At 72.9% G+C, this 23,017-nt stretch carries 22 protein-coding genes and 1 pseudogene; 7 read left to right on the top strand and 16 right to left on the bottom strand.

Annotated elements, in window-relative coordinates; genetic code table 11:
* Positions 1-13: 13 nt before the first annotated feature.
* Positions 14-679, top strand: coding sequence for a response regulator transcription factor (locus ACJX2R_RS08175; RefSeq protein ID WP_044582312.1), 666 nt, complete (start codon positions 14-16; stop codon positions 677-679).
* 34 nt (positions 680-713) lie between these two features.
* On the opposite strand, the gene ACJX2R_RS08170 is transcribed toward ACJX2R_RS08175, so the two are convergent.
* From ACJX2R_RS08170 to ACJX2R_RS08150, 5 genes are all read right to left on the bottom strand, one after another.
* Positions 714-1,661, bottom strand: coding sequence for a DUF2797 domain-containing protein (locus ACJX2R_RS08170; RefSeq protein WP_413099469.1), 948 nt, complete (start codon positions 1,659-1,661; stop codon positions 714-716).
* Positions 1,661-1,903 carry a DUF6332 family protein gene (locus ACJX2R_RS08165; protein ID WP_413099468.1) on the bottom strand — a complete coding sequence of 81 codons (243 nt, stop codon included), beginning with the start codon at positions 1,901-1,903 and terminating at the stop codon, positions 1,661-1,663. The genes ACJX2R_RS08170 and ACJX2R_RS08165 overlap by 1 nt, the downstream gene beginning before the upstream one ends.
* A 6-nt stretch (positions 1,904-1,909) precedes the next feature.
* Positions 1,910-2,440 carry a DUF4442 domain-containing protein gene (locus tag ACJX2R_RS08160; RefSeq protein ID WP_413099467.1) on the bottom strand — a complete coding sequence of 177 codons (531 nt, stop codon included), beginning with the start codon at positions 2,438-2,440 and terminating at the stop codon, positions 1,910-1,912.
* Between the two features lie 108 nt (positions 2,441-2,548).
* On the bottom strand, positions 2,549-3,283 hold the full coding sequence (locus tag ACJX2R_RS08155; protein WP_413099466.1) for a maleylpyruvate isomerase family mycothiol-dependent enzyme: 735 nt from the start codon (positions 3,281-3,283) through the stop codon (positions 2,549-2,551).
* Between the two features lie 52 nt (positions 3,284-3,335).
* Positions 3,336-4,592 carry an MFS transporter gene (locus tag ACJX2R_RS08150; protein WP_413099465.1) on the bottom strand — a complete coding sequence of 419 codons (1,257 nt, stop codon included), beginning with the start codon at positions 4,590-4,592 and terminating at the stop codon, positions 3,336-3,338.
* Positions 4,593-4,609: 17 nt separating this feature from the next.
* Here ACJX2R_RS08150 and ACJX2R_RS08145 point away from each other — a divergent pair, with 17 nt between their 5' ends.
* On the top strand, positions 4,610-5,839 hold the full coding sequence (locus tag ACJX2R_RS08145; protein WP_262704614.1) for an ROK family protein: 1,230 nt from the start codon (positions 4,610-4,612) through the stop codon (positions 5,837-5,839).
* 13 nt (positions 5,840-5,852) lie between these two features.
* Here the strand turns inward: ACJX2R_RS08145 and ACJX2R_RS08140 are convergent, their stop codons facing one another.
* Positions 5,853-6,440 (bottom strand): DUF4865 family protein, encoded by a 588-nt coding sequence (locus tag ACJX2R_RS08140; protein ID WP_413099464.1) that lies wholly within the window; start codon positions 6,438-6,440, stop codon positions 5,853-5,855.
* A 238-nt stretch (positions 6,441-6,678) separates the two neighbouring features.
* Between ACJX2R_RS08140 and ACJX2R_RS08135 the strand changes: the two genes are divergently transcribed.
* Positions 6,679-6,981, top strand: a complete 303-nt coding sequence (locus tag ACJX2R_RS08135) for an SHOCT domain-containing protein (RefSeq protein WP_020873481.1) — start codon at positions 6,679-6,681, stop codon at positions 6,979-6,981.
* 387 nt (positions 6,982-7,368) lie between these two features.
* On the opposite strand, the pseudogene ACJX2R_RS08130 reads toward ACJX2R_RS08135, so the two are convergent.
* Both ACJX2R_RS08130 and ACJX2R_RS08125 read right to left on the bottom strand, forming a co-directional pair.
* A pseudogene (locus ACJX2R_RS08130) lies at positions 7,369-7,809 on the bottom strand (ATP-binding protein); the annotation flags it as partial.
* Between the two features lie 184 nt (positions 7,810-7,993).
* Positions 7,994-8,329, bottom strand: coding sequence for a hypothetical protein (locus tag ACJX2R_RS08125; RefSeq protein WP_413099463.1), 336 nt, complete (start codon positions 8,327-8,329; stop codon positions 7,994-7,996).
* 152 nt (positions 8,330-8,481) lie between these two features.
* Between ACJX2R_RS08125 and ACJX2R_RS08120 the strand changes: the two genes are divergently transcribed.
* Complete coding sequence (locus tag ACJX2R_RS08120; RefSeq protein ID WP_413105798.1) at positions 8,482-9,630, top strand: PLP-dependent cysteine synthase family protein; 1,149 nt, start codon at positions 8,482-8,484, stop codon at positions 9,628-9,630.
* 123 nt (positions 9,631-9,753) lie between these two features.
* Here ACJX2R_RS08120 and ACJX2R_RS08115 read toward each other — a convergent pair whose 3' ends face one another.
* Both ACJX2R_RS08115 and ACJX2R_RS08110 read right to left on the bottom strand, forming a co-directional pair.
* Entirely contained in the window at positions 9,754-10,224 is a 471-nt protein-coding gene (locus ACJX2R_RS08115; protein WP_262704618.1) for an SRPBCC family protein, read from the bottom strand.
* A 24-nt stretch (positions 10,225-10,248) separates the two neighbouring features.
* Entirely contained in the window at positions 10,249-11,094 is an 846-nt protein-coding gene (locus tag ACJX2R_RS08110; RefSeq protein ID WP_262704619.1) for a DeoR/GlpR family DNA-binding transcription regulator, read from the bottom strand.
* A gap of 223 nt (positions 11,095-11,317) precedes the next feature.
* Between ACJX2R_RS08110 and ACJX2R_RS08105 the strand changes: the two genes are divergently transcribed.
* The gene (locus ACJX2R_RS08105) at positions 11,318-13,702 is read left to right on the top strand and encodes a hypothetical protein (RefSeq protein ID WP_413099462.1); all 2,385 of its coding nucleotides are present in this window, start codon (positions 11,318-11,320) and stop codon (positions 13,700-13,702) included.
* Here the strand turns inward: ACJX2R_RS08105 and ACJX2R_RS08100 are convergent.
* The 5 genes from ACJX2R_RS08100 to ACJX2R_RS08080 all read right to left on the bottom strand — a co-directional run bounded on the left by ACJX2R_RS08100 (position 13,672) and on the right by ACJX2R_RS08080 (position 20,409).
* Complete coding sequence (locus tag ACJX2R_RS08100; protein ID WP_413099461.1) at positions 13,672-16,107, bottom strand: right-handed parallel beta-helix repeat-containing protein; 2,436 nt, start codon at positions 16,105-16,107, stop codon at positions 13,672-13,674. The genes ACJX2R_RS08105 and ACJX2R_RS08100 overlap by 31 nt on opposite strands.
* Positions 16,108-16,298: 191 nt before the next feature.
* Positions 16,299-16,901, bottom strand: a complete 603-nt coding sequence (locus ACJX2R_RS08095) for a hypothetical protein (RefSeq protein WP_413099460.1) — start codon at positions 16,899-16,901, stop codon at positions 16,299-16,301.
* A gap of 81 nt (positions 16,902-16,982) precedes the next feature.
* Positions 16,983-18,740, bottom strand: coding sequence for a GAF domain-containing protein (locus ACJX2R_RS08090; RefSeq protein WP_413099459.1), 1,758 nt, complete (start codon positions 18,738-18,740; stop codon positions 16,983-16,985).
* Between the two features lie 114 nt (positions 18,741-18,854).
* Complete coding sequence (locus ACJX2R_RS08085) at positions 18,855-19,922, bottom strand: universal stress protein (RefSeq protein WP_413099458.1); 1,068 nt, start codon at positions 19,920-19,922, stop codon at positions 18,855-18,857.
* 61 nt (positions 19,923-19,983) lie between these two features.
* Positions 19,984-20,409 carry an ATP-binding protein gene (locus ACJX2R_RS08080; RefSeq protein WP_171072568.1) on the bottom strand — a complete coding sequence of 142 codons (426 nt, stop codon included), beginning with the start codon at positions 20,407-20,409 and terminating at the stop codon, positions 19,984-19,986.
* A gap of 260 nt (positions 20,410-20,669) precedes the next feature.
* On the opposite strand from ACJX2R_RS08080, the gene ACJX2R_RS08075 reads away from it, so the two are divergent.
* The gene (locus ACJX2R_RS08075) at positions 20,670-21,119 is read left to right on the top strand and encodes a Crp/Fnr family transcriptional regulator (protein ID WP_262704623.1); all 450 of its coding nucleotides are present in this window, start codon (positions 20,670-20,672) and stop codon (positions 21,117-21,119) included.
* A 123-nt stretch (positions 21,120-21,242) separates the two neighbouring features.
* Positions 21,243-21,935, top strand: a complete 693-nt coding sequence (locus ACJX2R_RS08070; protein WP_020873494.1) for a response regulator — start codon at positions 21,243-21,245, stop codon at positions 21,933-21,935.
* A gap of 380 nt (positions 21,936-22,315) precedes the next feature.
* On the opposite strand, the gene ACJX2R_RS08065 is transcribed toward ACJX2R_RS08070, so the two are convergent.
* Entirely contained in the window at positions 22,316-22,813 is a 498-nt protein-coding gene (locus tag ACJX2R_RS08065; RefSeq protein ID WP_413099457.1) for a DUF6643 family protein, read from the bottom strand.
* Positions 22,814-23,017 lie beyond the last annotated feature (204 nt).

Below are 23,017 nucleotides of genomic sequence, written 5' to 3'. Positions count from 1 at the left end.
CGGGCCCGGTACCGTGATCCGTGTCGCGCTCGCCGACGATCAGCTCCTCGTCCGTGCGGGATTCCGCGCCCTGCTGGCCGCGCAGCCGGATATCGAGGTGGTCGGCGAGGCGGCCGACGGGGAGCAGGCGCTGGCGCTCGTACGGGAGCGGCGCCCCGATGTCGTCCTCATGGACATCCGCATGCCGGTGCTCGACGGCCTCGCCGCCACCCGGGGGATCACCGGGGACCCGGCACTCGGCGAGGTGAAGGTGGTCATGCTGACCACCTTCGAACTCGATGAGTACGTCTTCGAGGCGATCCGCTCCGGCGCCTCCGGCTTCCTGGTCAAGGACACCGAACCGGATGAGCTGCTGCGGGCGGTGCGCGCGGTCGTCGGCGGCGACGCGCTGCTGTCGCCCGGGGTGACCCGCCGTCTGATCGCCGAGTTCGCGGCCCGGTCCAGGGAACCCGCGCCCGCGGCGGCGCTGGCGGAGCTGACCGAGCGGGAGCGGGAGGTGATGGCCCTGGTCGGGATGGGGCTGTCGAACCAGGAGATCGCCCGGCGGCTCGTGGTCAGCCCGCTCACCGCGAAGACCCATGTGAGCCGGACGATGGTCAAACTGGGCGCCCGGGACCGCGCCCAACTCGTCGTGCTCGCCTATGAGTCGGGCCTGGTCCGGCCGGGCTGGCTCGGCTGAGCGAGGCCGTGTGCGCTCGGAATGGCCCCTCCGCTCAGAACAGCCCCTCCGGGGCCTCCGCCTCCCGCTCCCGCCGCGCCACCGGCGCCGTCGTCGGGGCGTCCGGCTCGGCCGCCGCCAGTGGCCAGCCCGCCAGCTGCCGGGTGTCCAGCAGCAGGGCCCGGCCGTCCGTCGAGGTCAGATGGATGTCCGGGCCCGCCACGGCGTCGATATGACCGGCCACGGTGGCCTCGGGGACGAGCTGGATCAGCCCCGGCGCTGGGCGCACCCGGTCCAGATGGAACGCCACGTCATGGTGGACCGGCTCGAACGGGGCCAGGGCCAGCGACTCCGGCAGACCGCCAAGGCCACGCGCCCGCTGGTGGAGCGCGGCGAGGTCGGCGGCCCGGCGCTCCGGGGGCGGCGGGGTCTCGCGGGCGGTGCGCTTGGCGGCGTACGGGAAGCGGTCCGGGACGCCGAGCGCGGCGCCCAGCACGGCCTCGGCGCGGCGCGCGGCCATCAGCGGGCCACGACCCAGCAGACAGTACGAGAGCGCGGCCTGCTCCAGCAGCCGTGCCCCCTCCCGCTCGGCCGCGGTGATCCCGACCTTGACCAAGTCCGGGCCGAACCAGGCGAGATAGACGTCGTAAGGGCGCGGATCGTCCGTACGGGTGTCGGCGGCCACGGAGTACGAGCGGTCCAGCCGGGCGCAGTCCGGGCACTGCGCCGATACGGCGGAGGCGGGGACCTCGGCCCCGGCGGGGCACGGGGTGTGCCGGGCGCCCCTTCGGACGCCGACGCAGGCGCGCCGGGGCCCGGTGGTGAACGAGAGCGGGCGGTCCGGCGTCAGCGGGGAGAGCCGTTCCCCCTGGGCCGGATGGCGCCAGACCAGCGCGGGCCCGCCGCGGCCCCAGCGTGCCCCGGCGCACTGCCACCGTGCGGGCTGCGGGTCCTGGCTCTGGCCGTGGTTCTGGCCGTGGCTCTGGCCCTGGTCCTGGGGCATCAGCGCTTCTGCCGGGAGAAGGGCCACAGCGCCCGCACCAGGCGGATGGCGAATCCGGCGATGGCCACCGCGAAGGCGGCTGTCTGCCAGGCCCGCTCGTGGGCCCGGTCCAGGTCGCCGAAGAGGGCGGGGCTCGCGACCGCCACGTAGAGCGCGGCCGCCAGCAGACCGGCCGTGACCAGGGCGAACACTATCTCGATGGTGAGCGCGTCGCGTTCGTCCTGGGTACGGGGTCCGGTCATCTCGTCTCAGCCCTTCGCCTGGTGTCCGGTGGCCACCGCCGGGTCGGTCCTGCCAGGCCCCGGCCCACGCTGCCCATCATGGTGCTTCCGGCGCACATACAGCTGCTTCCGTACGCGTGCCACGACCGTACCGTCCGCGGCGACCACCTCGTTCTCGAACCACGGCAGCGCCTTGCCGCCGTCCGCCGTGGCCTCGCGGATCTCCTCCAGCCGCTCCTCGGTGAGCGTGAAGTCGGCGAACACGTCACCGCGGCCGGGCGAGACGAAGTCGATCTCACCGGCCTTGTCCCAGACGATGTAGTCCCGGCCGAGCCGTCGCATCACCAGCAGCATCCAGAACGGGTCGCTCATCGAGAACAGCGAGCCGCCGAAATGGGTCCCCACGTAGTTGGCGTTGAAGCGGCGCAGCCGCAGCCTGACGCGGGCGCTGCTCCAGTCCTCCGCGAGGTGGACCACCCGCACTCCGGCGAAGAGATAGGGCGGCCACCAGTTCATCGCGCGGCGCAGTCCGCGCGGCGACATCGATCGACGTGACATGACAGGAAGCTAACACGGGTTATTACTCATCGGTAACTCTGGTGTTTGGGCTACCCAAGCGGTTGGTCTGCCCGAGCGGTCGCGGTCGCGCCCCGAGCGGCCGGGCGGTCAGATCCCCGAGTGCTCCCGCCACAGCTCGGCCAGCTTCTCGTCCCCCTCCGTGGTCAGCGCGGTGATCGGCAGCCGGTTCCAGAGCGCGAGATAGAGGTCGCGGGCCGGGCCGCTGAGCTCGCAGTCGGCCGCCCCCTCGCCGTGGCGCTCGGTGCGTGGAGCGTCCCGGGACAGCCGCATCGTCCAGACCGAGCCCTGGTCCGTGGCCCGCACCCGGAGCGTGCGCGGGGTGTCCGTACGCACCCGGGACCGGTCCAGGCTGTGGAAACCGACCAGCAGCTCATCGACCCCGTCGGCCGCGAACTCCGGGGTGAACGGGGAGAAGTCCCCGCCGCGCGCCGACTCCGCGTCGATCCGGTGGATGGCCGTCTCATGGGCCTGGCGCCGGGCCCAGAACTCCAGCGGGGCCTCGGAGGGCAGGAAGGTGAAGCACTTCACCTCGGGGTCGGCATGGGTGAGGGCGTCGACCAGCCGGCCATGGACCTCGCGGTACCACGACACCAGCTCGGCGTCGGCCGGTGCCGCCTCGACCGTGGGCCGGACCGGCTCGGTCAGGCCCTCGGCGACGAACCGGGCGGCCCAGCCGTGCACCCGGCCGATGTGGGACAGCAGATCACGGACGCGCCAGTCGGGGCAGGTGGGCACGGGGGCGTCGACCCCGGCCTCGGCCGCGGCGTCGGCCAGCAACCGGCCCTCGCGGTCCACGATTTCGATCAACTCGGCAGTCTCCATGTCGGAATCATGCCAGCCGCCTCCGACAGCGCCCGGCCGGGGCGCCGGAATGTCAACTTCCGGCCGTGCGCTCGGCGTTCCGCGTGCCGTACGCGACGACGGCCGCCACGGCCGCCAGCGCCGCGACCGTGGTGAGCGCGACCGGCAGCGAGTACCAGTCGGCGAGGAAGCCGATCGTCGGCGGGCCCAGCAGCATGCCGCCGTAGCCGAGCGTGGAGGCCGCGGCGACCCCGCCCGGCCCCGTCAGCGCGCCCGCCCGCGCGATGGCGACGGGGAAGAGGTTGGCCAGCCCCAGCCCGGTGACCGCGAAGCCGAGGAGGGCGAGCCAGATCGCGGGCGCGAGCGAGCCCAGCAGCATTCCGGCCGCGGCCGTGGCACCGCCCGCGATCAACGTCCTGGTCTGGCCTAGCCGTTCCAGCAGCGCGGTGCCGCTCAGCCGCCCGACGGCCATCATCAGGGCGAAGACGGCGTAGCCCGCGGCGGCGAGCCCGGCGGACGTGTCGAGGTCCTGGTGCAGATGGAGCGCGGCCCAGTCGGCCATGGCGCCCTCGCCGTACGCCGTGCAGAGCGCGATCAGGCCGAACACGGCGACGAGCCACCGGGCGCGGCCCGGCCGCTGTGCGCCGGGGGCCGATTCGGGGTCGGTGGCCTGCCCGGACCCGGCCCCGGGCCCCGGGCCGGCCCGCGGCGTGGGCACCGGCAGTGAGATCAGTGTCCGGCCCGCGGCGGCCGTGAGCAGCAGCCCGAAGACCGCGAGCAGCGACAGATGGCGGGTGGGGGAGAGATGGTCGGCGATCAGCCCGCCCAGCCCGGCCCCGGCCATCCCGCCCAGGCTGAACGCGGCGTGGAAGCCGGGCATGACCGGGCGGCGCAGGGCGGCGATGAGGTCGACGGCCGCGCTGTTCATGGCCACGTTGAGCGCGCCGAATCCGGTGCCGAAGACCAGCAGCACCAGCCCGAGGGCGAGCGCGGAGTGGGTCAGCGGCGGCAGCGCGACCGAGCCCGCGAGCAGCACACCGGCGGCCACCGTCGTCGGATGGTTGCCGAAGCGGCGGCACAGGCGTCCGGTGGCCATCATCGTGGCCGTACCGCCCGCCGACACGCCGAGCAGCGCCAGCCCCAGGGCGCCCTCCGATGCGCTCGTCTGATCCTTGATCGCGGGGATCCGGGCGACCCACCCGGCGAACACGAATCCGTCGAGGAAGAAGAACGCGGTGATGGCGGCGCGGAGGCGGGCGAGGCCGTGATCCGTGGAGACCGAACGGCGCGCGCCCGAAGTGGCCGTCCGTGTTTTGTTTGGAGTCGGCACAAAGTGAGAATAGAGGCGTGACCCAGACACGGACAAGGCTCGAGCGCGGCCGAAGCGCTCTTGGCCCGGCACTGGCACTCGTCCACACCGGCCGCGCCCCCACCCGCGCCGTGCTCACCGCCGAACTCGGGGTGACTCGCGCGACCGCGGGCGCCGTCGCCGCCGAGTTGGAGGCGCTCGGCCTGATCCAGGTCGACTCGCGGCCGCTCGGGGCCGCCGGGGCACAGGGCCGTCCCTCGCACCGGCTGTCGATCGCGCCCCACGGGCCGGTCGCGCTCGCCGCCCAGGTGCACGCCGACGGCTTCCGGGCGGCGCTGGTCGGGCTCGGCGGGCAGACCGTGGCCACCGCGCCCGGCTGTATGACCGTGCCCGCCGACCCGGCGCATGTGATCGACGCGGTCGTCGAGGCCGGTGCCCGGCTGCTGCGGGAGACCGGCCGCCGTTGTGTGGGTGCGGGGCTCGCCGTCCCGTCCGCGGTCGCCGAACCGGAGGGCACCGCCCTGAACCCGCTGCACATCGCCTGGCCCGCGGGCGCCCCCGTGCGCGAGCTGTTCAACCGCAGCCTGGCCGCGGCCGGGATCCGCGGCGACGACGGCGAGCCGGTCACCGGCTTCGCGGGCAATGACGTCAACCTGGCCGCGCTCGCCGAACACCGCCATGGCGCGGGCGGCGGCGCCCAGCACCTGCTCTGCGTCGCCACCGGGCACCGGGGCGTCGGCGGCGCGCTGGTGCTCGACGGACGGCTGCACACGGGCAGCGCGGGGCTCGCCCTCGAGGTGGGCCATTTGACCGTCAACCCCGAGGGCCCGCCCTGCCACTGCGGCAGCCGTGGCTGTCTGGACATCGAGGCCGATCCGCTCGCCTTCCTCACGGCGGCCGGGCGCGAACCGGGCCCGGAGGTCTCCCTGCTTCAGCAGGCCCGCGATCTGCTGCGCGAGGAGTACGCCACGGCGCCGTCCGTAAGGGCGGCCACCGAGCAGCTCATCGACCGCCTCGGCCTGGGACTCGCCGGTCTGGTCAACATCCTGAACCCGGACCGCATCATCCTCGGCGGGCTGCACCGCGAGCTCCTGGAGGCCGATCCGGAGCGGCTGCGCGCGGTGGTGGCGGAGCGCAGCCTGTGGGGCCGGAGCGGGGGCGTACCCATTCTGCCGTGCACGCTGGACCACAACAGCCTGGTCGGAGCGGCGGAGTTGGCGTGGCAGCCGGTGCTGGACGATCCGCTGGCGGCATTGGGCGTGGGCTGACCCCTCCAGCTGGTCACCAGTGCCGCCCCTGGGGCAGCGCGTCCAGGTCCGGGGCCGACAGATGGAGCACCTGGTAGCGGTCGCCGGGCTCCGAGGGCGGTGCCGACTCCTCCCAGAGCGTGAAGTGGATCAGCTCCCAGCCGCGCGGGTCGATGCCGAGGGCCGTCGTGTGGACGCCGTCCTTACGGGCGCGCTCGGCCAGCCGCGCCAGGGCGCCCTCGACCGCGGAGGCGGGATCGGCGGCGGCCGGGACCGGCTCGGCGTGGCGGGTGGCCGCGCGCGGCACGGTGCCCGCTGCCGGGCCCCGCTCGAAGCCGAGCCCCTGCCAGTGCTCGACCGAGGGCCTGCCGAAGTCCCGGACGACGCCCTGGAATCCGGGGCCCCACAGAAAGCGGTTCATGGCCTCGGGCGCGGTCCACAGATAGAACGGGGCGTACTGATGGACCGGCGAGCCGTCCACACCGCGCTCCCGGATGCCGTACGCCTTGAGGCCCAGCCCTGAGAAGTCGTCGAGCAATGGCCCCTTCGTCTCCACCCGGTGCCGGATGATCTTCATGTCGTAGTCGGCGGGCAGGGTGATCCGGTACTGCATGGCGAGCATCGGTGAACTCCTGTCGGCGGGGCGTGGGTTCGCGTGCGTGTTCGTTCTCGGCTCCGTCGATCGTACACACTAGTAGGTACAGAGTGAGGTCGGGCGCCGAGCCGGTGTGCGTACTCCCCGGGAGGTACCGGAACTGTCGTCGGCCGTACGACGACCGGGGCACCGTAAGGGAGTGATCCTCGGGAGTGGCCACGAGATGAGGGCCATGAGAAACCCACTCCCGAGGAGCGCGATCACCATGAACACCCTGGCGCACGGCTTCGCCGACGGCGATGGCCCCGGCCCGTGGATTCTGCTCGTCCCGCTGATGTGGGCGCTGGTCGTCGGCGGCGCGGTCTTCGTGCTGCGGCGCGCCGGATGGCGCGGCCGCGCCCCCTGGCGGCACGGCCCCGGCCCCGTGGACTTCGGCGAGCGATCGCCGATCGCGGTGCTGGGCCGTCGCTTCGCGGCCGGCGAGATCGACGAGGACGAGTACTGGCGCCGACTGTCCGTTCTGGACGAGCAGTTCGGCCGCCATGCGACGAAGGGCGGGGCCCTCTGACGGCGACGGCGGAGGCCGGGGCGGTACGGGCCGCCGGGCGTATCCGGGCTGTCCCGCCTCGCCGGAGGCGGGACGCTCGCATGCTCAGCGGGAGGCCGCCGACCGGGCTGCCGCGGGGGCCCGCTCGCGCACCGCTGGCGCCGGGGCGGCGGCAGCGGCCGGTGCCGGGGCCGGAGCGGCAACAGCGGGGGCCGGTGCCGCGGCGACGGGTTCGGGGGCGACAGGCGCGGGTGTCGGCGCCGGCGCCGGGGTGACGGGTGCCGGGGTGACGGGCGCCGGTGCGGGGGCGGGTGCGGGGCCGGTGAGGGGCTTGGTGGGCGTCGGCGTCGGACGGGAGGCGTCCGTACGAAGGGGCGGCGCGGTGCGGACCGTTCCAGCGGTGCGGCCCGTTCCGTGCGAGGCGAAGGGCGGCTTCGCGGGGGCGGTGGGGCGCGGCACGGCCAGCGTGAACCAGACGACCTTCCCGCCGCCGTCGTCCCGCGCGTGCATCCCCCAGCTCTGGCTGACGGCCGCGACCAGCGCGAGCCCCCTGCCGTGGGTGGCGAAGGGATCACACGCCTGAACGCGAGGCAGCCGCGGATCCTGGTCGCGGACCGAAACGGTCAGCCGGTCCAGCATGAGGGCGATCTCCACCGTGCACTGCTTGTCCGGCTCGGCGTGCCGATGGACATTGGTGAGCAGTTCGGTGACGCCGAGCGCCGCCGGGTCGATGAGCGGATCCAGATGCCAGTAGCGCAACTGCGCCGACACGATTCTGCGGACCTGTCCGATCCGCGACGGCAGGGCCTGGAGCTCCACCGTGCAATGCCTGCTAGGACGACTGATCACGGCTGCGACTCCCTGAAGACGTGGGGCTAGCCTGATTCAGATGCGGGCGACGAACACGTTCAGCAGTGGTGGCTGCTGGGCGCGACCGGTGGGACGGTTCTCAGCGTCACCGCTTGTTGACCCTCAGTGATACTGATACTCGTCCAGGGTCGGTCCCACCGCGCGCACGCGCAACTCGGCCGCGTCACCTCTTCGAGGCATGCCCCCGGGCGGACCGGACGGCGTCGAGGAAGCGGCTGGCGGCGCCCGAGCCGGACTTGGCCGAGGCGGACTTGGCGTCCTGCGAGCGGAGGGTGAGGCGGTAACGGGTGCCGTTCACGGTGGCCATGGCCTGGTCCCCGTCCACGAACCAGGGCTTGCTCGCACGCACCGACTGCACGGGCGCGCTGTCGATCTCGCTGCCGTAACTGGTCAGCAATTGCAGTCTGCCGTCCTTGATCATGACCTGTCCGGCGCGGGTGACCGAGCGAAGGAATCGCTCGATCCGCACTCCTCTGGCGTTGAACTCCGTATCGGCCATCACAACCGCCTCCCCGATGGCTCCGACTGGCACTGTGCCGCCGCCTCTCATTTTCCCTGTTGCGCAGTGTGCCCGTGACCGGCCCCGGACACCAGGGCGCACTGGGGGACAATGAGGATCGAAACGGCATGAGTATGCCACCTGGGCTGGGCATGAGGCACAAGCAGGAGGAGTGGGCGTTGGACGGCACGGCGCGCGGGAGTATCGAGACGATCGACGTGGATCGCAGCGACCACGGCTACCGCGAGTGGCTGAAGGAAGCCGTCCGTAAGGTGCAGGCCGACGCCCAGCGGTCCGCGGACACCCATCTGCTGAGCTTTCCGCTGCCCGAGCGCTGGGGGATCGACCTCTACCTCAAGGACGAGTCCACCCACCCCACGGGAAGTCTCAAGCACCGCCTGGCGCGCTCGCTGTTCCTCTACGGGCTGTGCAACGGCTGGATCCGGCCGGGCAAGCCCGTTATCGAGGCGTCCAGCGGCTCGACCGCCGTATCCGAGGCGTACTTCGCCAAGCTGATCGGGGTGCCCTTCATCGCGGTGATGCCCCGCACGACCAGCCGGGAGAAGTGCCGCCTGATCGAATTCCATGGCGGCCAGTGCCATTTCGTGGACGACCCGCGGACGATGTACGAGGAGTCCGCGGCTCTCGCGGCGGAGTCCGGCGGTCACTACATGGACCAGTTCACCTACGCCGAGCGGGCCACGGACTGGCGCGGCAACAACAACATCGCCGAGTCGATCTATCAGCAGCTGCGTCTGGAGCGCTATCCAGAGCCGGCATGGGTCGTGGCCACGGCGGGCACCGGCGGCACCTCGGCGACCATCGCCCGCTATGTCCACTACATGCAGTACGACACCCGGGTGTGCGTCGCCGACCCGGAGAACTCCTGCTTCTTCGACGGCTGGGTCCACCACGACGCCCAGGCCTCCAGCGACCACGGCTCACGCATCGAGGGCATCGGCCGCCCCCGGATGGAGCCCAGCTTCGTACCGGGCGCGATCGACCGGATGATGAAGGTCCCGGACGCGGCGAGCGTCGCGGCCGTGCGCGCCCTGGAGCGGGTCATCGGCCGTAAGGCGGGCGGCTCCACCGGGACGGGGCTGTGGAGCGCGCTGCGGATCGTCGCGGAGATGGTCGCCGCGGGGCGGACCGGGAGCGTGGTGACGCTGCTCTGCGATCCGGGAGAGCGGTATCTGGACAAGTACTTCTCGGACGCGTGGCTCGAGGAGCAGGGGCTGGACATCGAGCCGTATGTGAAGACGCTCGACATCTTCCTCACCACGGGCAACTGGACGGACTGACCTCCGCCCTTACGGCCGCCGCCACGCGCGGATGGCCGCCGTCACGCCCTTACGGTCGCCAATTGGCGCCCTTACGGCCGCCATCACGCCTTTACGGCCACCGCCTCGCCCTTACGGCCGTCGTCAGGCCGCCGCCACCATCCGGTCCAGGTTCCGCACCGCCTGGTGGAACGCGCGCCGCAGACCCGGCCGCATCGCCCGTACGGCGCCGCGCAGCACCGCCGTGCCGTCCACCGCGAAGACATAGCGCACCACGGTCCCGCCGTCCGAGGGGCGCAGCGTCCACTCCTCCAGCAGCGCCCGCAGCCCCGGTGCGTTGGTCTCGTCGACACGGTAGGCGTAGCGCTCATGCGGATCCGCCGCCATGACCGTCTCGCGGAAGAGGGTGCCGCCCACGAGGCGGATCTCCCTGCCCTTGCCGCCGTCCGTGGAGCGGGCGTCCTTCACCTGCCGGAACCACCGCGGCCAGCCCTCGACATCGGTGAACGCCTCGAACACCGCCTCCGGAGTGGCCGAGACCTTGGCGACGAAGGCGAGCCGGACCGGGGCGGTCTCGGCGTACTCCAGCCCGACGGAACGCAACCGGTGTGTCATGGACACACGATAGCTGGCGGGGTGTCAGATGTCTGCGGTGCGGACCGGCTCGCCCGCCACCACCAGCTCCGGCAGATACTCGGAGATCTCCGCCCGCGCCTCCTCCGGCAGCCCCGGGTCGGTGACCAGCGCGTCCACCTGGTCCAGCGAGGCGAAGGAACTCAGCCCCACCGTGCCCCACTTGGTGTGGTCCGCGACCACCACCACCCGCCGCGCGGCCCTGACGAAGTGGCGGTTGGTCTCCGCCTCGGCGAGATTCGGCGTCGACAGACCCGCCTCCACCGATATCCCGTGCACCCCGAGGAAGAGCACATCGAAGTGGAGCGAGCGCACCGCCGCGTCCGCGACCGGTCCCACCAGCGTGTCCGACGGCGTCCGCACCCCGCCGGTGAGCACGACGGTGGCCGCGCCGGGGCGCGGGCCCACCCCGCCGAGCGCCGCCGACCGCTGGGCGTTGTAGAACACGTCGGCCACCCGGACCGAGTTCGTGACCACCGTCAGATCGGGCACTTCCAGCAGCTGCTGGGCCAGCGTGAAGGCCGTGGTGCCCCCGGCCAGGGCGATCGCGGTGCCCGGCGTGGCCATCGCGGCCGCCGCCTTGGCGATGTCCTCCTTGGCACTCAGCTCGAGGCCCGACTTGGCCTCGAACCCGGGCTCGTACGTGCTCGCCTCGGCCACCGGCACGGCCCCGCCGTGCACCTTCTCCACCACGCCCAGCCTGGCCAGCGCGTCGAGATCGCGACGAACCGTCATGTCCGAGACATTGAGCTTGCGCGTCAGCTCGTTGACCCGCACCCCGCCGCGCCGCCTGACCTCATCGAGAATCAGGGCACGCCGCTGCTCCGCGAGCAGGTTCTGGTTGTCGCTCACCCTGCCACGTCTCCCTCCGGCCGGCCCTCGTCGCCCGCGCGTTCATCTTCGCATGAGGCGAGGACAGCTTCGCATGAGGCGAGGACAGCCGAGTGCCGGTGCACCCGGGGTTACGATTTCGCCACGCCCGCCGTGTCAGGGTCGGGGAAGGTGGCCGATGGGCACAATCCTGGAGCCAGAACGACCGCACCACACCGGATCGGGGGACACGGTGGCATCGACCATGCGTACGGACACACCGGCCGACGCGTCGGAACGGGCGATGACGGCCCGCGAGGGCGGGGCGCCACCACCCGATCTGGAACTCCTCGTTCACGGAGTGGGCGGCACCACCCCCGAGGAGATGCTGGGGGATCCGCGCACCAGCCTGGTCACCGGCGACGAGACCGCGGCGGTCTACCGCAGGGCGGACGACATCGACGCCGAGCAGCGCCCGCCGGAGGACCGCGAGGGCCCGGACCGCGACGGCCCGATCCGCGAGGCGTACGTCTGGTGCAACCTCACCTCGGGCAACAGCTCCCGCGCACTGTGGCTGCTTTTACTGCCGTTCATGGTCGCCAACCTCGCCCACTGGATGCGGCCCCCGGCCGACCGGCGCGAGCGGACCGTGCGCACCTATGGCCTGCTCGTCCGGCTGGTGGCGCTGACCCTGACCGTGCTGCTGATCGCCGGGGCCTGCGAGGTGGCCCTGGACCTGGTCGCCTGGCAGTGCGCCGGTTCGGCCGACTGCGCCGGGGGCAAGTCCTGGCTCGGCTTCCTGTCCCCGGAGAACCACGGCTGGTGGAGCCAGCCCGGCCGCAGGCTCGCGCTCGCCGCGGTGCTGCCCGGCGCGCTCACCGGACTGCTGTGGTACCTGTCCAACCGCACCTGGAGCGCGTACGAGTCCTCCCCGCCGCTGGAGCGCCCCGTCGACGAGTCCGCCCCCGAGTCGGGCAACCGTCCCGCGCTGTGCCTGCCCGGCTTCTGGTACGGCCGCAGGGTCGTCGCCCGGCTGCGCGCCGCGCACACCGCCGCGGGCTTCCTCACCATCGCGGCGGGCCTGACCCTGCCCACCACCACCCATGACCGCGAACCGGGCGGCAGCGGGCTCCAGGACACCGCGGGCTGGACGCTGCTGACCCTGCTCTGCGCGGGCGCGGTCACGGTGGTGGCCGTAGTGTGCTACCGCGGCCGCAGCGAGTCCAAGATCGACGGGGAGCTGGACCGCCTCACCATCACCGCGCTGCCCGGCACGGCCCTCGCGTTGCTGGCACTCTCCGTCCTGTACGCCGGCTGGTCCCGCCCCGGCTGGGTCTCCACCGGCCAGCTGCCGGGCAACGAGGCGTTCTGCGCCATCGCCATCGGGGAGGGCGCGCTGATCGTGACCATGGCGGTCTGCGCCCTGGTCCTGCACCGGGCCGCGCCCGGCCGCACCCCGCTGTACGGGCTCGCCGGGCCCGCCGTCGCCGTGCTCGCCTGCGGGCTCGGCGCGGTGCTGGCGGGCGGTGTCGGCCAGCGCTTCGCCGACTGGCTGGACGGCGGTGGCACCCCGGGTGAGGGGCCGGGGATAGCGCCGCCGGTGCTGCTGACCTGGCTGGCCACGGCCATCCCCGCGCTGCTGCTGGTCCTGGTCGTCCTGCTGGTGGTCTTCACCGTAAGGGTGTGGCGGGTGCGCAACCGGCTGCTGCCGACCATCATGGACGGCTATCCGGGGGAGCGGCCCGACGCCGTACGCACCCGGCGGATCGCGGGCACCATCGCCCGCGCGGGCCTCACCGACTCCGCCCCCTGGATCGTGGGCCCCGTCGCGCTGCTCACCCTGCTGTTCGGCGCCCTGGCCGTCACCGCGGCCTGGGTCACCAACGAGGTGCCGGGCCGGGCCGCCGACGGTGCGCCCGGGGCCGTGGACGCCGCGGCCCAGACCGCGCAGGCGCTGGGCTCCTGGCTGATGGGGCTGGCCTTCCTGATGCTGGTCACCTGGGCCCGCCGCGCCTACCGCAGCCCCTCCGCCCGCCGCACCATCGGCATCCTGTGGGACGTGGGCACCTTCTGGCCGCGCGCCGCCCACCCCTTCGCGCCGCCGTGCTACGCGGAGCGTGCGGTGCCCGATCTCACCTGGCGGATGGAGACCTGGACCCGCCGGTACGGCGGCCGGCTGGTCATCTCCGGCCACTCCCAGGGCAGTGTGCTGGCCGCCGCCGCGGTCTGGCAGGTGGACCCCCGCACCCGCGGCCAGGTCGCGCTGCTCACCTACGGCTCACCGCTGGAGCGGCTCTACGGGCGGTGGTTCCCCGCCTACTTCGGCCCCACCCAGCTGCTCTCGCTCCACGGCGAGGTGCGCTGCTGGCGCAATCTATGGCGCTACACCGACCCCATCGGCGGCCCCATCAAGCTGCCCGACGGCAGCGGGCCCGAGGTCGACTGCGGCGCGCTCAAGGACCCGCTGGCCTATGGCCGTACGACCGAACACCCGCTGCCCGCGCCGATCCTGGGGCACGGCGACTACCAGGCCGACCCCGTCTTCGACCGGGAGCGATCCGGGCTGCTGGCCCGGCTCCCGGAGCAGACGCCGCCACCGGCGGCGGAGGAGGCCGTCGGTCAGATGAGCTCCGGCAGGTCCTCGGGGTAGAGCAGTGTGAGGTCGTCCGTGGTCGGGTCGCTCAGCTGGGCGACCCGGCCCGCGTGCCGCTCCACCATCGCCTCGAAGGTCTGCCGGGCGGTGCGCCCATTGCCGAACGCCGGGCCCTTGGGGAGCGCCGTGAAGTACTTCAGCAGCCCCTCCGACGCCCCCTCGCCGATCCGGTACTCATGCTCCTCGGCCTGCTGCTCCACGATCCGCAGCAGCTCCTCCGGGCTGTAGTCGCCGAAGGTGATGGTGCGCGAGAAACGGGAGGCCACACCGGGGTTGACGGACAGGAAGCGCTCCATCTCCGCCGTGTACCCCGCGACGATGACCACGACCGAGTCCCGGTGGTCCTCCATCAGCTTGACCAGCGTGTCTATGGCCTCGCGGCCGAAGTCCCGGCCGGAGTCCTCCGGCGAGAGGGCGTACGCCTCGTCGATGAACAGCACCCCGCCGCGCGCCCGGTCGAACGCCTCCTGGGTGCGGATGGCCGTGGAGCCGATGTGCTCACCGACCAGGTCCACCCGGGAGACCTCCACCAGATGGCCGCGCTCCAGCACCCCGAGGGAGGCCAGGATCTCCCCGTAGAGCCGGGCCACCGTCGTCTTACCGGTGCCGGGGGAGCCGGTGAAGACCAGATGGCGGCGGACGGAGGCGGCCTTGAGCCCGGCCTCCTGGCGCCGCCGGCCCACCTCGATCATGTCGGTGAGGGCCCGCACCTCGCGCTTGACGCTCTCCAGCCCGACCAGCGCGTCCAGTTCGCCCAGCACCGCCGTGGACGGGCGGACGGCGACCGGGGGCTCGGCGGCGGGCGCGGAGGTCTGGGCGGCGCGCTGCGCCGGGACGCCGCCCAGCAGCCCGCCCGTCGAGGCGGTCTCCACGGCGGGCGCGGTGAGCTGGGGCTGGGCGGGCACGCCCGGGGAGCCCAGGGCCGTGGTGGCGCTCTCGTCGCTGGTGCAGTCCTCGGCGATCGGCCCCGCCTCGGAGAACTCGTAACCCCCGCGCGCACAGCGCTCCGTACGGCACCGGGTCAGAGTGGTGCGGCAGCCGTCGATGATGTGGAAGCCATAGCCCCCGCTGCCGGTCACCCGGCAGCCGGTGAAGGTGCCGCGGCCCTCGGCGGAGACATAGAACCCGGCCTCCGTCGGCCCGGAGACCGTGGTGCGCTCGACCGTCGGATCGGCGCCCTTGGTGACGATCACTCCGGTGGCCGCGCCGTCTATGGTGCAGTTGGCGAGCGTGCCGCCGCTGCCGTGGTCACGGAACCACGCCCCGGTGGCCGCCTCCCGGATGCGGCAGTCGTCCAGCTGGACGATGGCCCCGTCGCTGACCGAGACCGCGGTGGAGCGCACCTGGGACAGATCGCTGTCGACCACGTCCACCCGCGACCCCCGGTCCAGGACGAACAGCGCGTCCGGCACCTCGCGCACCCGGCACGAGTCGAGCACCGCGGTCGCCCCGTCGCTCACCCACACCGCCGGATAGTCGCCGGTGCTCTCGTGCAGCTCGCACTGGTTGGCGTCCACCCGGGTGCCCGGGTCCCACACCGACAGGCCGTTGCGCCCGAACCGGCGCACCGTGGAGCGGGTAAGGGTCAGTACCGAACGCGACCTCAGGTCGATCGCGTTCTCCGGGATGTCATGGATCTCGCAGTCGGCTAGCGTGAGCACCGCGTCCGTGTCCAGATTGACCCCGTCGGCCGTCGTACGGTGCACCCGGCAGTCGGTCAGATTCCCGGTCGCACGCCCGGAGACCTGTACTCCGGCGCCCCGGATCTCGTACACCTCACAGCCGACGGCCTCCAGCGAGGAGCCCTCGCCGGTCAGCGAGAACCCCGCCCCGGACGCGTGGTGCACCCGGCAGCGGTCCAGGCGGGGGCGGGCGCCGCCGCGCACCGCCACCCCGGACTGCCCGGCGGCCACCACCTCGCACTCCTCGAACACCCCGCTCGCGCCGTCCAGCACGCTGAGCCCGACGCCCGCGGGGTTGTCCACGGTGCAGCGCCGCACGGTCGGGCGGGCGCCGCCGCGCACCTCGATGCCGACCGCAGAGCGCGTGGCCACCCGGACGTCCGTCAGCTCCGCGGTGCCGTCCTCGATCAGCAGCGCGGGGGCGGCCGAATCCTGGCCCTCGACATGCAGATCCTGGACCACGGCGGAGGCCCGTATCGTCAGCGCGACTCCGTCCACCGGCGCGATCCGCACCGAACCGCGTGCCGAGCCCTCGGGCCCGCGCAGGGTGACGGCCCGGCCCACCACCAGATTCTCGCGGTAGGTGCCGGGCGAGATGGAGAGCACATCGCCGTCCCCGGCGGCCTCCAGGGCCGCCGTGAGGGAGGCGTACTCTCCGGTGCGGCGCCGCCACCGAGACGTTCCGCTGTGCGTCACCTGGACGACCGAGCCCTGTGCCATGGTGCTGCTGTGCCCCCACCTCGTGCGTTGCCGGTGTGCGCGCCTGACCGCCGCTGCTGACTGCCGCTGCGCATATGGAATGCCCCACCGTAGCGTGCGCGAGGCGCCATGAGTTGACGTGGCTGTGGAGCACGGGGGGAGTTGTGTGTTCGTATGACAACTCCAGGCCGGGCGTCGCCCGCTCGCACAGGTCAGCTGTCGGCGTCCGCCCGTCCCCAGTCCTGACCGGCTCGCTCCCAGGCGATGCCCCACTGCGCGTAGCGCCGGCGCATGAGCCGCCATACGACCAGCCGCCGGGCACCGTCCACCAGGAGCACCGTCACCCCGGCCGCGCCGATTCCGGCCAGCACGGCGTGGGTGGCGGCCGTCGCGGTGTCCAGCGGGCGGCCCACCGGGCGGCCGTGGTCGTCGGTCCAGATCCGGAACCGCTCACCGCGATCCGCGCCGGGGTGAGCGCCCAGCGTGCCCTCGTGGCTGCTGCCGTCCGGCCCCGTCCAGCGGGCCAGGACGCGGCGATGGGCGTCCCTCGCGGAAGCGGTCTCGGGATCGGAGTCGATGGGCGGATGCGGCAGCACCTTCACCACGGTGGCCGAGAGCGGATGACGCTCGGCGCGCTGCTTCTGCGCGGCCTTCACCAGTGCCCCGTGTGCCAGGGACCCCGACGTCCAGCCGACGGCGGGGGCGACGAGCAGGATGAGCACCGCGGCGACCAGCGCCGCGCACGCCTCCAGCACGTCCGTCTTACGGCGCAGCGGGTTGCGCCGCCAGCGCCACAGCCCCCAGATCATTCGCATGGATCACATACCCCCTTCCCCATTCGTGAGTACCGCATGGCGGGCCGGATATGCGACGTATTCGACGGAGAGAGAGCAATATCACGGAGCCAGCCCTTTCGCCGTTCCGGCGGGCCGTCGGCGGTGCAAGGGGACGCACCAGATCAGCCGGGTGCCGCCCGCCTCCGGCGCCTCGATGTCCAAAGTGCCGCCCAGGAGTTCGGCCCGTGACCGCATATTGATCAGTCCTCCGCTGGGGGCGGCGCCACCGGCGCCCACCCCGTTGTCCGTGACCTCCAGGGTGATGTCGGCGCCGACGGTCAGCCGCACCTCCACCCGCTGGGCATGGGCGTGCCGCACGGTGTTGCTGAGCGCCTCGGCCAGCACCGCCAGCACATGGTCGCCGGTCTCGTCCGGCACATCGGTGTCCACCGGGCCGTCCATCAGCAGCGACGGGGCGAAGCCCAGGGTGTCCGAGGCCGAGCGGACGGCCTTGACCAGCCGGCACCGCAGCGTCGCGGGTTCACCGCCGTCGTCCCCGACCGTGCGCAGGGCGAAGATCGTGGAACGGATGATCTTGATGGTCTCGTCCAGGTCGTCGACCGCCCGCCCCACCCGCTCGGCCGCCTCCGGGCGCTCGATCAGCCGGCCCGCGCTCTGGAGGGTGAGCCCGGTCGCGAAGAGCCGCTGAATGGCCAGATCGTGAAGGTCCCGGGCGATCCGGTCCCGGTCCTGGAGCAGCGCCATGTGCTCGGACTCGGCGCGGTGCCGGGCCAGTTCCAGGGCCAGGGCCGCCTGCGCCGCGAACCCCGAGAGCAGCTCCACCTCATGGTCGTCGAACGGCTGCCGCCCGGCCAGCCGGCACAGCCGCAGCGCACCGGAGGCCCGCTCGCCCGCGACCAGCGGTACGGCCACCACCGGGCCGAACTCGCTCTCCTGAGCCGGCAGCGGCCAGCACCGGGCCCGCGAGTCCACCCGTACGTCCGAGGCGACCGCGGGGCGCCCGGTGCGGGCCGCGAGCCCGGCCAGCGAGCCGTCGGACGGCACCACGAGCCCGCCGATGAGCTCGGCGTCATGCCCCTCGGCCACCTCGACCATCAGCGAGTCCGTGCCGGTGGCCGGCAGCAGTATCGCCGCCGAGTCGGCGAGGGCCACCTGGAGGGCGAGCCGGGCGATCAGGCTCAGCACCTCGCCCGCCGGGGTGCCCGCCAGCAGCGTACGGGTGATGACGCCGAGCGCTTCCAGCCACTGCTCGCGGCGCCGGCTCTCGTGGTACAGCCGGGCGTTGTCGATGGCCACCCCGGCGGCGACCGACAAGGTGGCCAGCACCGCCTCGTCATCGGCGTCGAACTGGGCGCCGCCGCGCTTCTCGGTCAGATAGAGGTTCCCGAAGACCTCGTCACGGACCCGGATCGGCACGCCCAGGAACGAGCGCATCGGCGGATGGTGCTCGGGGAAGCCATAGCTGGCCGGATGCTCCGACAGATCGGTGAGCCGCAGCGGCTGGGGGTGGCGGATCAGCTCGCCGAGCAGCCCATGGCCACTGGGTAACGGGCCGATGCGGTACGCCTGTTCCTCGGACATGCCTACCGGCAGGAACTGCGAGAGCCGATGCCGGTCGACCACGCCCAGCGCGCCGTACTCGGCGTCGGCCAGCACCACCGCGCACTCCACGATCCGGCGCAACACCTGCTCCAGGTCCAGCTCGCGGCCCACGCTGAGCACGGCCTCCAGGAGGCTGTGCATCCGGTCCTGGGTGGACCGGGCCGCGTCCAGCCGCGCCTGGAGCTCGTCGAGGAGCTGGTCGAGCCGGAGTTGGGGGAGGGCCGGATGGCGCCCCTGGTCCGCACTGCCCGACACCTGGCCTCCATCCCCCCATGACCCTCTCACCAGCAGGGTAGCCGGGGCGGGGGCCGGTGGTGGCGGGGATGGAAGGAACTCGGCCAGGGTCGGGGGCCGCCGGGGGACCGGAGCCTAGGAAACCGGCACCACGGCGACCGGGCACTTGGCGTGATGCAGCACGGCGTGGTTGACGAGCCCCAGTTGCATACCGAAGTGCCCCTGCCGCCGCCGGGCCCCCACCACCAGCAGATCCGCGTGCGCGGAGGCGTCCAGCAGCGCCTTGCGCGCCGAGCCCTCGACCGGGCGGTGGGCCACCGGCACCGGCGGCAGCCCGGCCGCCGTGGCGCCGCCCAGCGTCTCGTCCAGGAGCGTGGCGGCGCGCCGCTCATGCGCCTCACGCGCGCTTTGCGCCTCACGTGCCGTGTGCGTCGCACGTGTTCGCTGTGCCTCACGTGCCCCGTGTGTCGTACGTGTCCCTTGCGACTCACGTGTCCCCTGCGCCTCACGCGCCCCCTGCTCCTCATGCGCGCCCTGGTCACCGCGCCCGCCGTGATTCCCGGGCCTCGTGTGGTCCTCCGGGCCCGCGCAGCGCCAGGCGTGCACCGCCTCCAGCTCGCCGCCGCGCAGCCGCGCCTCGCGGAGGGCGAACGCGACGGCGGCGGAGGGCGGCGCGGGCTCCTGCTCACCCGGGCGCTCGCGCTCGGCGATCCCCACCACCACCCGGTTCATCCCGCCGCGCACGTTCTCCGGGCGGCCGCGCACCACGACCACCGGGCACTGGGCGCGGGCCGCGATGCCCAGTCCGACCGAGCCGAGCAGCAGCGAGGCGAACTCGCCGCGGCCGCGCGAGCCGACCACCAGCGCCTCGGCGCTCTTCCCGGCGCGCAGCAGGGCCGTCACCGCGTCGTCCGCCGCCAGGTCGGTCATCACCTTCAGGGCCGGCACCCGCCGCCCGGCCCGCTCGGCCGCGGTGGCCAGCACCGCCTCGCTGTGGAGCCGCTCGGCGGGGCGGTCGGCGGCCGTTCCGGGGATATAGCCCTCGTACCGCTCCCACAGTGAGGCGTGGACGACGCGCAGCGGCAGCCCGCGGCGCCCGGCCAGCTCGGCCGCCCAGTCCAGTGCGTCCGAGGCGGCGTCCGAACCGTCGACCCCGACGACCACGGGAAGCTCCACCGTGCCCACCGCCTCTCCTGCCGGCACCTGGAAATGTCCCTTCCCATTGTCCCGCCGAAGCGGTCGCCGAGGGAGTCCGGCGGCTCACTCAGCGCAGCCGCATGGCCAGCGTCACCACGGCGCCCACCGCCCCCGCGCTGATCGCCAGCCGGTCGGTGACCAGCTGGGTCAGCCATAGCCCGCGGCCGCTGGTCGCGCCGTCCAGCCCCGGCAGGATCCGCGGGATGACGTCCTCGGAGAAGCCGGGCCCGGAGTCGCTGATCCGGCACTCCAGCTCGTCGCCGATCCGCCGCAGCAGCAGGGATCCGGTGCCGCCCGCGTGCTCGATGGCGTTGTTGGCGATCTCGTCCACGGCCAGCACGAAGTCCCCGCGGCGGGTCTCGCTGAGCCCGGCCCAGGCCGCGCACTCCTCGACCTGCACCCGCAGCCGGGGCAGCTCATCGGCGGTGAAATGACGGTGGAGCAGGTGTTCTCCGGCTCGATCGGCGGACCGACGACGAGGGTCGGCTAGCACCAGTGCCTCCCGTTTGGTGACGAGTACGAGCGACAACACAGGGTCGGTGAAGCAGCCGAGGGTACGGGGAGCGGCGTCTCATTGGTCACGAGGACCACGAATGACGTGTCATATCGGGAACATGACCGAAAATGGGTAAGGGTGAAGCGATACCCGATCGATGGTGTATCGCTTTGGATCGACTGCCTCTCGTACGCACAGTTCGTACGCACAGTGACCGCCGAGGGGCGAGGGGGGAGAGGAGACGGCAGAGTGAGGTCATGATGGGACTGCTGAGCGCGCTGAAGACCGAACACCGTGAGCGGCTGATGGCGCTCGCCCACGATGTGTCCTTCCCCTCGGGCGGCCGCATCTTCGAGGAAGGCCGTAAGGCCGACCGCTTCTGGATCATCCGCACCGGCGCGGTCACCCTCGATCTGCATGTCCCGGGGCGGCGGGCCGCGGTGATCGAGACCCTCGGCCCCGGAGAGCTCATCGGCTGGTCCTGGCTCTTCCCGCCGGACACCTGGCACCTGGGCGCGGAGGCGCTCAGCCCGGTGCGCGCACACGAGTTCAACGCCGAGGCGGTGCGCCGGCTGTGCGACGAGGACCCGGCGCTCGGCTACGCCCTCGCGCTGGCCTGCGCCCAGGTGATCGGGCGCCGGCTACAGAGCGCCCGCACCCGGCTGCTGGACCTGTACGGGCCCTACGCGGGCGGAATCTCGCCGTAACCGGACCGGAAGGCGCGGCGGGCGGCCCGGGGGCCGAATGGCCCCTTACGCTTCCCCGCGCCAGAACGTAAAGCTGGGCAGCCGGATCGCGACCGGCGACCCGCGCGCCATGGAGGAGAGGCCGTGCCCCAGACAGCCGACCCCGACGGCCCCATCGGGGTCTTTCTGCTCGACGACCACGAGGTGGTGCGGCGCGGACTGCGTGATCTGCTCGACGCCGAATCCGATCTGAAGGTGGTCGGCGAGGCGGCCAACGCCCGCGAGGCCATCGCCCGCGCCCCCGCCGTACGGCCACACGTCGCGGTGCTCGACGTACGGCTCGGCTCCTCGGGCGAGGGCGGGGACCACGAAGGGATCGAGGTCTGCCGGGAGTTGCGGGCCCGTCTCCCCGACCTCGCCTGCCTGATGCTGACGTCCTTCGACGACGACGAAGCGCTGTTCGACGCCATCATGGCCGGGGCCGCGGGCTATGTGCTCAAGCAGATCAACGGGTCCGACCTGGTGTCGGCGGTGCGTACCGTGGCCGAAGGCCGCTCCATGCTGGACCCCGGCGCCACCTCCCGGGTGATGGCCCGGCTGCGCGGCCCCGCGCCGAGCGGGCCCGTGGAACTGGAGAAGCTGTCCCCGCGGGAGCGGGAGATCCTCCAGCTCATCGGCGATGGGCTGACCAACCGGCAGATCGCCGAGCGGCTGTTCCTGGCCGAGAAGACCGTCAAGAACCGCATCTCCTCGATCCTGTCCAAGCTGGGCGTGGGACGGCGGATCCAGGCCGCGGTGATCGCCGAGCGGATCAAGGAGCGCGAAGCGGGTCAGTGAGCCCTTGGGCGACGCCCGGTAAGGGTGTCCGGATGACACCCTTACGGTGGCCGTCACGCTGGCCGCGTGCGTTTCGCGCGGAGCGCGAGACCGGTCCCCTTCCGGCCCCGCGCCCCACGCCGAACGGGGCGGGACCGGTCGACATGCTCATCACCGCAGTGGGGTGAGAGCCCGGCCCACCCCCGGTGGCGGAGATGGCTCGCGGAACTGCTCGGTCCAGCATCGCGGTGCGCCCCGCCGCCGGGGAGGGGCCGAACGGCCCTCATAAATCGGGCACGGACGGCCCTCACAACGAATCAGGGGCCGGACGGGGATACCCCATCCGGCCCGGACCTTCCCGCGACCGGGCACGGCCCGGTCGCATCACCTCCCGACGTGTGTCAGTAGCCGTCTCCCGGCTGCGGCCCCCGGCCGCCCGGGTACTGCTGACGCCCGTAAGGGTCGTCGTACGGAGAGGGCGCGGGAGCCGCCGGGCGAGGCGCGACCGGACGCGTCATGGCCGGGCGCATCGCCTCGTACCCCATCGGCGAGGCCGGCGCGGGGCGCTGCGTGTGCGGTTGCTGGGCGCCCGGGTAGCCCCGCGGTCCCGTCGGCTGCGGCGGGATGTAGGGCGAGTGCGCCTGCTGAAGGCCGGTGGGCTGCGGCGTGTGCTGCTGGTACCCCTGGTGCATGGGTTGCGGGGAGGGGGCGGCCGGCAGCGCGGGGAGCGCCGAGGGCAGCGCCGGAAGATGACTTCCGGTGTCATAGGCCGACGGCACCCTGATGGGTGCGATCTGCGGTGTCCCCCGCTCGGCGACAAGACTGTCGTAGATGGGGGTGTCCGGGAAGGACGGCGAGGAGTAGTAGCCGCCACCGTAAGTGCTGCGGGGGGAGGTCATAGACCATAAGTTAAGCCCACCATGTGCTGATTGGGGAGTCCGGTAGGAGGGTTGTTTTCAGTGTTCGGAGTGGCCGTGGATCCCCAATCCGAGCGAACCCGGGAAAATCGGTCGTCAGGGTACGTTGAGATCGTGTAAAGAGCGCGTTTTCAGCGGGTAGCCACCCGTCGACCGCGCTGTGCGACGGCCGAGCGGCCCGATCCG

The sequence above is a fragment of the Streptomyces sp. Inha503 genome (assembly GCF_047215865.1).
Lineage (GTDB): Bacteria > Actinomycetota > Actinomycetes > Streptomycetales > Streptomycetaceae > Streptomyces > Streptomyces lycopersici.
This window is presented reverse-complemented; position numbering and strand designations above follow the sequence as displayed.